We start from the raw sequence: 796 nt of genomic DNA, 5'->3' as shown, positions 1-796 counted from the left end.
CTGCGCAGCGAACCTGCAAACAGCCAGTTCTTGCGCCCCAACGCCCAGGGACGCATCTGATTGTCGGGTAGTCAGACGCAGTTACCTACGTCCAACCCCCTAAGAACCGTGCATGCGAGTTTCCCAGCACACGGCTCAAGCCTCTGCTAAGGCGCCATTCGGCACCCGGTTATACATCGTTGACATTGGCAAACTGAACACTCCTCGGACAATACAGATGGTAAATCTCAAGATTAGCAACTGCATCCGTTCCACCATGACTTAGCTTCACAATATGACGGCTGTGCCATGGTGTATCTTTGGTGACTGGTTTAAGACAGGCGCAGCAGCGACCACCTTGTTTTAGCCACACCCGATACAGCTTGGCTCGCCCCTTTGCGGAGACCAGCATTCTTTTACCCCATCGGGATTCGAAGTACTCATCCCATGCGGGGTCATGAGGGTTAGCAGCAGCCTTGATCTTGATATGTCGCACAATTGGCGTGTCCGAGGCAGACACTAATGTGTATTGTCGCTTCCGACCATCGGCGGACTGTTCATCACATGAGAACACCCATCGACGCGCTCCTTGTACTTTGAAATACCGATCTTTGACCCATCGGAGTGTCTTGCGAGGGTGGCGACGTACAGCCCATCGCCAGAGCATTTCCCACACTGCGTTGTCTACCTGGTTGAAAACCTTCTTGGCAACGACATGACTATGATAGTTGGCCCAACCCCTTAGAATCGGGTTGAGCAAACCGATCAAAGTGGCCTGTCGTGTCGCTTTGTTTGCATTGATTAATGCTCGCAGCTT

The 796-nt window shown here is 52.5% G+C and carries 1 protein-coding gene; it reads right to left on the bottom strand.

The window, feature by feature from the left end; all coding sequences use genetic code 11:
* Nucleotides 1-169 precede the first annotated feature (169 nt).
* On the bottom strand, nucleotides 170-796 hold a 627-nt coding region (locus VF675_RS13715; protein WP_440205388.1), incomplete at its 5' end, for a group II intron maturase-specific domain-containing protein.

The sequence above is a fragment of the Acinetobacter sp. Lyrl_1 genome, from assembly GCF_051948795.1.
Classification (GTDB): domain Bacteria; phylum Pseudomonadota; class Gammaproteobacteria; order Pseudomonadales; family Moraxellaceae; genus Acinetobacter; species Acinetobacter towneri.
Note: the sequence above shows the minus strand (reverse complement) of the source record. Positions and strands in the feature narration are given on the sequence as shown.